General features: G+C 36.1%; 8 protein-coding genes and 8 tRNA genes. 1 reads left to right on the top strand and 15 read right to left on the bottom strand.

Going from position 1 to position 11,099, the window contains the following annotated elements:
* Positions 1–48: 48 nt before the first annotated feature.
* Entirely contained in the window at positions 49–924 is an 876-nt protein-coding gene (locus RRY75_RS12885; protein ID WP_332527763.1) for a DNA-3-methyladenine glycosylase family protein, read from the bottom strand.
* Between the two features lie 199 nt (positions 925–1,123).
* Between RRY75_RS12885 and RRY75_RS12880 the strand changes: the two genes are divergently transcribed.
* Positions 1,124–1,891 carry a DUF6062 family protein gene (locus RRY75_RS12880; protein WP_332527764.1) on the top strand — a complete coding sequence of 256 codons (768 nt, stop codon included), beginning with the start codon at positions 1,124–1,126 and terminating at the stop codon, positions 1,889–1,891.
* A 237-nt stretch (positions 1,892–2,128) separates the two neighbouring features.
* Here RRY75_RS12880 and RRY75_RS12875 read toward each other — a convergent pair whose 3' ends face one another.
* The 14 genes from RRY75_RS12875 to RRY75_RS12810 form a co-directional block, all read right to left on the bottom strand.
* Complete coding sequence (locus tag RRY75_RS12875; protein ID WP_332493522.1) at positions 2,129–2,389, bottom strand: hypothetical protein; 261 nt, start codon at positions 2,387–2,389, stop codon at positions 2,129–2,131.
* Positions 2,374–2,679, bottom strand: coding sequence for a hypothetical protein (locus tag RRY75_RS12870; RefSeq protein WP_332493521.1), 306 nt, complete (start codon positions 2,677–2,679; stop codon positions 2,374–2,376). The genes RRY75_RS12875 and RRY75_RS12870 overlap by 16 nt, the downstream gene beginning before the upstream one ends.
* 243 nt (positions 2,680–2,922) lie before the next feature.
* On the bottom strand, positions 2,923–4,296 hold the full coding sequence (locus tag RRY75_RS12865; protein ID WP_332493520.1) for a carbohydrate ABC transporter substrate-binding protein: 1,374 nt from the start codon (positions 4,294–4,296) through the stop codon (positions 2,923–2,925).
* A gap of 112 nt (positions 4,297–4,408) precedes the next feature.
* Entirely contained in the window at positions 4,409–5,989 is a 1,581-nt protein-coding gene (locus RRY75_RS12860) for a response regulator transcription factor (protein ID WP_332527768.1), read from the bottom strand.
* The gene (locus RRY75_RS12855) at positions 5,990–7,741 is read right to left on the bottom strand and encodes a sensor histidine kinase (RefSeq protein ID WP_332493518.1); all 1,752 of its coding nucleotides are present in this window, start codon (positions 7,739–7,741) and stop codon (positions 5,990–5,992) included.
* Between the two features lie 185 nt (positions 7,742–7,926).
* A complete protein-coding gene (gene gnpA, locus RRY75_RS12850; protein ID WP_332527769.1) occupies positions 7,927–10,089 on the bottom strand; it encodes a 1,3-beta-galactosyl-N-acetylhexosamine phosphorylase in 2,163 nt (720 codons plus the stop codon).
* A gap of 165 nt (positions 10,090–10,254) precedes the next feature.
* A tRNA-Thr gene (locus RRY75_RS12845) sits at positions 10,255–10,327 on the bottom strand.
* 34 nt (positions 10,328–10,361) lie between these two features.
* A tRNA-Arg gene (locus RRY75_RS12840) sits at positions 10,362–10,435 on the bottom strand.
* Between the two features lie 43 nt (positions 10,436–10,478).
* Positions 10,479–10,552 (bottom strand) — tRNA-Arg (locus tag RRY75_RS12835).
* A 34-nt stretch (positions 10,553–10,586) separates the two neighbouring features.
* A tRNA-Leu gene (locus tag RRY75_RS12830) sits at positions 10,587–10,670 on the bottom strand.
* A gap of 7 nt (positions 10,671–10,677) precedes the next feature.
* Positions 10,678–10,750 (bottom strand) — tRNA-Val (locus tag RRY75_RS12825).
* Between the two features lie 4 nt (positions 10,751–10,754).
* Positions 10,755–10,828, bottom strand: a tRNA-Asp gene (locus RRY75_RS12820).
* 33 nt (positions 10,829–10,861) lie between these two features.
* A tRNA-Ile gene (locus tag RRY75_RS12815) sits at positions 10,862–10,935 on the bottom strand.
* 7 nt (positions 10,936–10,942) lie between these two features.
* Positions 10,943–11,015, bottom strand: a tRNA-Thr gene (locus RRY75_RS12810).
* Between the last annotated feature and the right edge of the window lie 84 nt (positions 11,016–11,099).

Genomic DNA, 11,099 nt, shown 5'->3' with positions numbered 1-11,099 from the left:
CCACTTTAAAGGTATAGCTTGATTCACTTTTTAGCCATACCTTTAAAGTTATTTATATAAATTATTTTCTCTACCATAGAAAAACAAGTATTGTTGAGCATAGCCTGCTAAGTCACCGTAATATTCCCGTGCAAAATTCTGAATGGCTTTGAGAGAAATTTCTTTTCCTTCAAAATACATACCTTCTATGACACGCTTAATCCATACGTCTGTAGGGAATAAGTCCATCTTACTATAGGCAAAAAGCAAAATGCAATCAGAGACCTTAGGTCCAACCCCTTTGATTTGCATCAACTTCTCTTTCGCCTCCATAGCCGGTAAGATATAGATCTCATTTAAATCTATTTCACCTCCTGCTACCTTCTTGCAAGCATCTACAATATAAGGCGCTCGAAAACCTACTTTACATGCCCTAAGCTCCTCCTCGGTTGCCATTGCCAATCGCTCAGGTGTTGGGAAAGTATAGTAAGTCTTTTCGGTGTCATAGTCATAGCCAATCTCCTCACCATAGCGCTCAGTAATATTGGCTATACACTGTTTAATCTGTGGAATACCTTTATTTTGTGAAATGATAAAAGAAATGAGCATCTCCCAAGGGTCTTGTTTCAATATACGTACGCCATATCCAAATTCAATAGCTGCCTTCATATATTCATCCTTCTTGGCTAATGTCTGGCTAATCTTGTAGTAGTCTGTGCCAAGATCAAAATAATCTTTCCAAATCTGTTCAAACTCTCCAATACTGGTGTGATGAATCATCAAAGACTGGGTGCCTGGCTGCTGGATAAGCTTAATACATTTTTGCTTGGCCACAAGGACATAGGTATGGCTATTTACTTTTTCAAATCTAAAAACTTGTCCACTTTCTAATATTTGTCCAATATCAAAGCAATCCACCTGTTCTACTATTGCATTACTTACCATCTCGTCACATCCTTTAAATGCCTTAAAGTCCTTTTCATATTATTACCATTTTCTTGGTTTTTATCCAATATAATCTTATGCTTATTTTACTTCAATATTCCTTATTTAACTATCCTATATGGTATAATAAACTTAAATTCTTGCTTAATCTCATATCAATAATAATCCTTATACATCTCAAATAAGATTGGAGACTATTATGAAAGATACCCTTTATACCATTCCACTGACTGACGCTTTTAACGCTGAGGATGAGTGTCCTTTTTGCTTTATTCACCGCCGCCTGGAACAAGATGCTATTAGTTTTACACTCGGTGCCTCCTATATGGAAGATGATATTCGTGCCCAGACAGACCGCCTAGGCTTTTGCAAAGATCATTATAAAAAGTTATACGACTACGGGAATCGACTAGGTCTAGCATTTATTTTACATACCCATTATCAAAAACTTGAAAAAGACTTAGATAAAATGTTCGGTAACCTAGACACTTCTTCTCCAAGCCTTTTCAAACGTCTCAAACACGCTACGCAAACAAATACTTCAGAGTCCTCTTTGGCTACCTCCCCTCTCCATGAACAACTTGATAGTTGCTACATCTGTGAACGTATTGAGCGTAACTTCACACGCTATATGGAAACTTTCTTCTATCTTTTAGAAAGTAATGAAGAATTTAAAACCCTCTTTCTAAATAGTAAAGGTATGTGCCTCGAGCACTTTACAGCCCTCTTAGAGCTTGCGCCTTACCGCCTAAAGGGTGAGACAAAAACTTTCTTTATGAATACTAGCAAGCAAATGCTTAAAGAAAATCTTAAACGCCTTGAAGAAGACTTGTCCTGGTTTATTGATAAAAATGATTACCGTAACAACGCTGCCCCTTGGAAGACTTCACAAGACGCTATTCCTCGTGGTATTCAAAAGCTTACAGGTATCTACGTTCAAGACGAACCTTTTAAAAAAGCTCATTAAAATAAAAATCCCTAGTAATCAGTTTCTTCTATATAGAACACTGTATTATTGGGGATTTTTACACCTTATCTCTATTCAAGGCCTAGCTTATCCAATGTGGACTCTAGTCCTTAATTTTTTAATAATGTTTTGAAGCAAAACGCCATGTGTCTTCGCACATTTCATCTATGTTTTTCTTAGTTTCCCATCCTAGCAATGCTTTTGCTTTTTCAGCTTAGTTTTTTTTACCAACTATTTTTAACCTTTTAATCCGCCTATACTAAGTCCTGATGTTAAGTGTTTTTGCACCATAGCATAAAACAGCATGGTGGGAACCATCACAATCACTAATCCAGCAAACATAGCCCCCCAATCTGTTGCAAATTTTTGAACTTCCATTAAGTTTTTAAGTCCTACTGGCAAAGTATAGTTGTCTGGCTTTAATACAGTTAAGGCAAGAATGTATTCATTACAATAAGACATAAAAGCGAATATACCAATCGTTAGCAAGCCTGCCATATACATGACCATATAATACCCGACAGCTTGCCACACCATGGCTTTGCACAATTTTCTAGTCCTATCCCCTTCAACAAAACATTCAAAATCCCTGTATTCGGCTCGTAAATATGACTAAAGAGTACACCAATAATCACAATAGAAAGCACATTGGGAAAGAAGAAAATCACACGGTATAAATTCTTCTCTTTAAACTTTGTCTGTGTAAGTACTGCTGCAAAAAATAAAGATAAACACATAGTAATAGCCATACAAACAAGTAGTAAGAAAAAAGTGTTTTTAAGTGCCATCCAAAACTTGACTCTAACTTTGATTTTAACTTGATCTCATATTACAAGTTGCACATTAATCAATGGCCTTTATCCCCCCCTATATCTCCCGGGAAATAAATCGACTAAAACTATTAGAAAGCACTTCATTTCCCTGGTACTGTACTTATTCCTCTACTTACTTATTAAAAATAGAGTTTCTTGGTATACAAAAAAGAGAGGATCTGCCTCTAACCCCCTCCTTCTACTTTCCTTTAAAAGCTATTATTTTACAACATAGTCTCTGACTGCATCAGATACTTCTTCCATGCGTGCTGCCCACTGTGCCGCTGTCATCTCACCATTCATAACAGAAGCTACTTGGTCAAACAATTCATTTCTTGGGCTCATTTCTGTACCTTGTACGCTCCCAAATCTTAAAATAGATGGTTCATAGCCGTGATCAAATAGCTTATAAGTCTCATAAGTTGCTAGTGATACCACTGCTTTAAGTTGCTCTGCCGCACCTTTTACTGGTGGAATACCTTTAGCATTTTGTGCATTCAACGCTACTGCTTCATCAGAATACTGGAACTTCAAGAATGCTTTTGCTAAGTCAATTTGATCAGATGCTACTGGAATATACATTTCTTCAATAGTTGTAAATACATACTTCGTATCATGTTCCTCAAAGACTGGTACTGCGGCAAATCCCCATTTAAATCCATTTTCTCTTGGAGAGTCTGCCATTTCCCATTCTAGCCAACTTCCACATGGAATAAAGAGTGCATTACCTCTTAAAAATTGTTGTTGCGCTTGTGTATGACTAAGGGCTACCGTTCCATCCATTAAATAGTCCCCTGTTGCAATCTTTTCGATTTGTCCCATGGCTTCTGTAATACCTGGTTGCTCCCAAGCACCATCTTCATAGTTAAGTGCTTTAATGAAACTTTCTGGACCTACTTTAGCCGTAATTGCTGGCAAAAGCATCGCTTCTAAATAACCAGGATCTAAGCCTTGATATGTAAAGAGTGAACGGCCTACTTCTTTTGCTTTGTCTCCAAGGTCAAAGAAGTCATCCCATGTTACTGGAACTTCCCATCCATTTTGCGTAAATACAGTTTTGTTATAAAATAATCCTGTTGTAGAATAATACAAAGGTGCTAAATAAGTTTTCCCATCGCCATAGGGTTGTGTCGCCACATTATCTATGAATCCTGGCAAAATCTTACTCTTAATTTCACTATCTTCAAATACATCTGTAAGATCTGTTAAAAGTTTGTCCTTTACTAGCGCATCTGTAATCCCTGATTTATTAGAAGATGGCAAGTAAATGAAATCTGGCGCATTACCTGAGAGTAAATCTGGACGAATAATATCACCAATTTCAGGGTTAGCATTTACAACAACATCTACATTGGGATTTTGTAGTTCAAAAGCTTCTGCTACTGCATCCCAGTACGCACGCCCATATCCACCTTCAAATACAGCAATATCTAATACTTGGTTTTCACCTATTTGTGCTTGCGATGTCTGTTGTACTGCTTCGGAATTTTGTGTTTGATTTATAGCATCTGACTGAGAGGTTCTCATACATCCTGTAAATATAGATCCTATAATTACCACCGTTGTTAAGCTTACAATAAACTTTCTTTTCACAGTAATTCCTCCTAATATGAAGTTCTTTTATCAATTAGGTTAGTTTCATTATATGAGACTTACTAATCGTTTTAAATGAATTTTATTTGCAGCCTTTTACATATTCTTTACTCTAGAGACTCCTGTTAATGTTCTCATTTACACATTTTTTGTATTCTTTAGGATTCACGCCAAAATACTTGTTAAACATACGATTAAAATAAGATTGTTCTTCAAATCCCAATGCATAGGCTACATCTTTGACAATCATGTTCTTTTCTTTTAGTAATTCCTTTGCCTTTTCCATCTTTCGAATATTAATATAGTTAATAATGTTCATGCCTGTCTCATTTTTAAATAACCTACTAATATAACTTTCATTCATATTCACTTGATTTGCAATGAAAGTTAAAGTAATTTTTTCTCCAATATGCGCTTCTACATACTCCATAATCTCTACTATTTCTTTACGATAATGCTTATCTTTAACTTGCTCCATAGAAGTACAAATGGTATAAATCAGCTCATTAATTAAGACTTGTAGTTCCTCTAGTGTTGTACTCTTTCTATACTGTTCAATAATTTCAGCTAAATGCTGTCTATCCTTTTCTAAGTAAATCCCATAATCTAAGATCACTTGCTGCAAAATCCTATCTAGACTAATTTCTACTTCTCTTTGTGGTACAAAATACTTCCTTAGATGTTCAATATAGGCTTCTAAACCATGTACAGCCTGAGCATACTCTCCATCTCTCATCGCCTTATAGAGCCGTCTTTCATAAGTATCATCTTCTTTTAACCTATAGGACTTTATCAAGTTAATCTTTTCTTCTTTCAGAATGTCTTGATAGCCTGTATAGAATGCCATTTCTGTTACACGCATACACTTTTTAATCGAATCTTGCAAATCATTGTTAGTATATACCGTGCGCCCTATTACACCTATCACCTTAATGTTAGTATATAACTTAATCAAATTTTGAATCTGTAAACTTATTTTATGAACTTCTTGGTAAGGTGTCTCATGGGGTATTGGCAAACGGTATAAGCACCAATCACCTTCAATGATTACCAGACTTTTATCTTGTTTAGGCATGACTTCTGTAATAATGTTTTGAATAGCTATTTGATAATTTATAAGTGTCTTGTCCTGATTTTTTTCTTGGTCAAACTTACTTTTAATATATTTAATAAGCAAAAACTGATAGCCCCTTATAAAGGCCTTCCCATCTATCTTGTTCTCACTATTTCCTAGTACCTTTCTTGCAACTTGCTCTATACACACTAAATCCTCTTTATTCTCTGCTACTTCTTCTTTTTCATTCTCTCTTTCTAGCTGCTTTAATTTGGGCCTTACTCCATCTAATGTCTTAATGAGTTCTGTAGAACGTAATGTTCCTTTTAATAAATAGTCATGCACACCATAACGAAGACATTCACGTGCCATGTCAAACTCACCATAACTAGTCAACATGATAATCTGTCCCTTAAAATCTTGTTCCTTTAGTGCTTTTACTAATGTAATTCCATCCATCTTAGGCATCTTAATATCTGTAATTACTAAATCTATAGACTGCTCTTGTATCACTTGTAGTGCTTGCTCACCATCACTTGCAATCTCGCTAATCTTAAAGCCATAGGATTCCCAATCTATAATAGTCCTCATTCCTATGCGAATAATCTTCTCATCATCTACAATCAATACTTTGTACATTTAGATCTCCCCCATCTTAGGAATATGTAATTTTACACTTGTACCTCTCCCTACTTCACTCTGGATTTCTACATCATATGGCTCCCCAAAGTTAATACGTATACGATCTACTACATTGTTAATACCTATTCCTGATAATCTAATATCCTTGTGCTCATTACATTCCATCTGGCTCATGTCGAACCCTTTGCCGTCATCTTCTACTGCAAAGCAAAGACCATCCTCTACTTCCTTTAGGGTAATATTGATATTCAAGATACTCTCATCTGAGCGAATTCCATGAATAATGGCATTCTCTACAATAGGTTGTAAAATAAACTTTAAGGTTTTACATTTTAATAAGTCTTCTTCTATATCTAATGTTAATCTAAAGGAGTCCCCATAGCGTAACTTCTGAATAAGCATATAGTTATGCACATTTTCTAGTTCATTTTCAATAGAAATATACTGTTCCTTTTGAATAATGGTATTTTTTAATAGGTCTGATAAAGCCAGTATCCCCTCACTTACACTATCTGCTCCACTCATCATAGCAATCCATCTTAAAGAATTCAAAGTATTAAATAAGAAATGTGGGTTAATCTGAGCTTGGAGCATGTTAAGCTCTAACTCTCTACGCTCTTTTTCATCTCTAGCTATCTTATTAATCATCTCATGCATTTCGTTATTAATTTCAACATAGCTCCGACCTAGCATCCCTAATTCGTCTGGGCTATCATCTACATACTTTGTGTGAAACTTTTCTTCCATAGCACTTGCAATGTAAGTCTTTAATTTTTTCAAAGGATCTATAATACTTTTACTAATGCTCTTAGACACAATAAAGGATAGAATAAAGCAAGTGAAAACCAACAAAACAACTTGCTCTTGCATTGCATTAATTTCTTTTAGAAAATAATTATTAGGAATGATAGCAATACAATCAATACCATACTTTTGCATAGGACTACCCACAACTGTATAGCGCCTATATCCATCTAAGTATTCAAAACAACTTTTCTTTAAGTTCACTGCTTTTTTATACTGTGTCAGCAAGTTTCGACTAAATATCGCTTGATAACTTTCATACTGAGAAGACATAATATGATTTCTTTGATCTATGAGACTAATATTGGCACCTTCTCCTAAATCCAAGTCCTCATAAATCATTCTCACTGCATCTTCTTTAATGACAAATAGGATATAGCCCACTTCTTTTTGGGTATAGACTGAATTAATCCTTTTAGATAACACAATATAATTTTCTCCATAAATAGGCTGGATAAAGCACTGTACATGTCCTCCTATTTCTCTTATGGATTCAGTCATATCTTTTATATGTGTTTCATCATTTAACAAGTATCCCCTTTGATAAATGACTTCTTCTTCTAAGTTCACCATCTTTATATCTCGAATATAAGGATAAGATGAGAGTTTAGCAATTAATATATCACTTATTTTATTTCTCATGTTTGCCTTTTCAGCATTTGTACTCATATCATACACTTGAAAAGCCCTTTGTACTAAAGGATTTACCATAAGTTCATTAAGCAATACCTCATAGTTACGTAGCTCATTTTGTAAATTATCTTCTACAGCTTCCACCAACTGAACAATATAATTTGTACTTTTATCTATAATAGCATCCTTAGCAATCTTAGTAGATAGTGTTCCAACAATTAATATAGGAATTAACGATAATAAGAAAAATGCATAAGCTAATCTCTTTTCAATAGATATATTACGAAGTTTCAATTTTATCTTATGCCTCAAATAATTTCATCCTTTCATTTTTAAATCTATGTTTATATTTCATTATATTATATTTCATCATTTTTAGCAAAATTTTATTATTTTTATTGAAATTTACTAATAAATTTTATATTATATGCATATTTTTTCATACAAAAACACCCCCATTCAATTACTCTATGAATGGAGGTGTTCTAGTATTTTCCTTATAGTTCAAACCATTTAATTCCCATTGGATCTAATGTAATTTCCTCATAATGTGCATCTTCAAAGTAGACTTTTGTGTGCTGTTTTTCATAAGAGTTATTAATAACCGCTACCTTATGTGTTTCTGGATAATAGGCACATTCGGTATAAGGGTTAGTGGTATTCCATCTATTATACTGCTCTTCCTGTGTTGCTGCAAAATAGCATGCTCTTAATAACAACCTAGTATTTTGAATACTGTAAGGAAGTCCCGCAATATATACACCTCTGCCTTTTCCATATTGATTAACAGCAATACCTACATCCTCCTTATCAATATGTACTACTGTAGCTTTTGGCTTAGCATAAATATTTTTCATGCCTTCTCCAAAGTCTAAGGGTTCTGTCACATCTTCTAAAAGGAAGTGTTTCTCTACTGCTGTTTGATTGTATTTTCTCGTACTAAGTGTAAATCCAATTTCCTTATCCACTCCCAGTAAATCTGCTAATTGGAAGTAGCGTCCACCTTTTTCATAAGCTGAGGGTTCACCTATACCAATAAATCCTCCCCCATTATGCACCCATTTACGGATTGTTGTAAGTACCTTTTCATCACTCCAGTTTTCTCCACCACTCCAGGCAGTCCCAACATCACCCGCATTAATGATAACACCTACACCTTCTGGTATACCTTCTTCACGAATTTGATCAAAGCTTATGAATTCCACCTCTACTGCCATGCCACTTAAAGCTTCTATAATACCTAAATAAGAATAAATTTGCTTATACCACAGCGCATGTGCCACCATATGTGTTTGCCAACTTCTTAATTTTCCCCAACAGTTGAGTACTGCTACCTTGAATGGTGCTGCATAAGGCTTTGTGCCTCCAATATTATCATAAATCAGTCTAAATTCGTCACATACTTTCTCTACATATTCTACAAAATCAGGAAATTGAGCTGCTAAGCTTAAGTATCCCCCATATCCTATTCGATCTACTGGCTTACGCATAATCGCACGTCTTGCACACAACCAATTTTCACGAGCCTCTCCTACTGGATTGCCTCCTTCATGGAATGTATCTGGGAAAAAGTATGGTAAGAATCTTCCCTCTGTATATTTCACATGAGGAATATCAGAAATCATACGAAGTGTAGAACCACTTCCAACTGACCCAACTACCGCATCTAATTGAATCTTTTCAAAATGCTTGCCATAAGGCTCTGTTCCAATCCAGTTATCACCTAGAAACATCATTGCTTCCTTGCCTCTTTCATGTGCCATCTCTACACATTTAGCTGCAAGCTCACATACAAATTGTTGCTGGAAGTCTAAAAAGTCCAAATACGCTTTGGTTGGTACACAAAATGGTGAATTATAATATCCCTTATTTACAATATCTTCTGGTATTAACTTATAACCACGTGCTGCTTCAAAAGCTTCCATAGCCATTGGACTAATACTTGCACTATATCCAAACCAATCTACAAATTTCTCTTTGGCCAATTCATTAAATACCAAGGTGAAATGATAAAAGAAGGTAGTAAAACGTACAACTGTACAATCTTCATTTTCATCTAACCATTCTTTAAGGATCTTTAGCATATGCGCTCTCGTTTGAGGCTTTCGTGCATCATAAGGCATTTCATGAAGTTTGTCACCCCAGTTATTTGTAATATGGTTATACATCTGAGTGGGGTCCCATATAGCATATGCTAAAAAACTCACGGTATACTCATGCCAAGGTACGCTATTTTGAACAATAACTTTCCCGCTTTCGTATTTCCAGTCTTCTTTATCTATGCGTGTCTGGGTTGTTCGGTCAATAACTTCCCACCATTCACTAGGATCATGCCTCTCATCAATACGTATTTGTTGATCAAAGTATCCCTCTAATAATTCTATTTCTACAGTACTGTCTTCTGCTAGAGTATACTCACTCATTAAATAGAATTGTTGTAAGTCTTCTTGATTTCCGTAAGCCCACTCTTGGTCTCCTCTTGTTAAGAAGTATGTAGTATATACTTTTTCAACTTCCTTTTTAATTGTTTCAGGTAATTTAGTCCCATCACAATCTCTTATTGCATCTGCTCCCCATCTTGCAATAAGTTCAATAGTTTCCGTATCAAACCCGATTTGGGTAGGTATCGTTACACGCCCTGTTGACTTTGCTTTTTTCATATAACCCTCCTATATCCTCTGTATGAATGTATTTCTAATCTAATCATACTTACAATAGAATGGAATGAAAATATATTTTATTGACTGCATTATATATTATTTTTACAGCATACAAAAATAGGGTATAGAAGTCATAAATACTTCTATACCCTATTCTACTTAGAAAGCCGACGATCGGACTCGAACCGATAACCTGCTGATTACAAGTCAGCTGCTCTGCCAATTGAGCCACGTCGGCTTGCATCTTTTTGCATTTTGAGCAAAAAAATAAACGTGCACAGAAGGATTCGAACCCTCGGCCTTCTGATCCGTAGTCAGACGCTCTATCCAGCTGAGCTATGCGCACATATTACCATTTTTATATTATCTTTTAGTCTAGTTAAAAGAAACGTGCACAGAAGGATTCGAACCCTCGGCCTTCTGATCCGTAGTCAGACGCTCTATCCAGCTGAGCTATGCGCACATATTATTTTATTTAACTATTCACTTTATAAATATGCCCGAGACCGGAATCGAACCGGTACGAGGGTTAGCTCGCAGGATTTTAAGTCCTGTGCGTCTGCCAGTTCCGCCACTCGGGCATATCAATGGTCGCTATAGGGCTCGAACCTATGACCCCCTGCTTGTAAGGCAGGTGCTCTCCCAGCTGAGCTAAGCGACCAAAACGACCCAGAAGGGACTCGAACCCTCGACCTCCGCCGTGACAGGGCGGCGTGCTAACCAACTGTACCACTGGGCCTTGCTTTAGTATGTAATTTAATAGTTTAGGCAGTGGGCCCTCGGGGACTCGAACCCGGGACCGTCCGGTTATGAGCCGGATGCTCTAACCAACTGAGCTAAGGGCCCTCACTGAAGCCGACGATCGGACTCGAACCGATAACCTGCTGATTACAAGTCAGCTGCTCTGCCAATTGAGCCACGTCGGCATATTCTGTGATATGCTGGCTATTAATATTACAATGACCCATAGGAGAATCGAACTCCTGTTACCGCCGTGAAAGGGCGGTGTC

Source organism: Niameybacter sp. (assembly GCF_036655075.1).
Classification (GTDB): Bacteria; Bacillota; Clostridia; order Lachnospirales; family Cellulosilyticaceae; genus Holtiella.
This window is presented reverse-complemented; position numbering and strand designations above follow the sequence as displayed.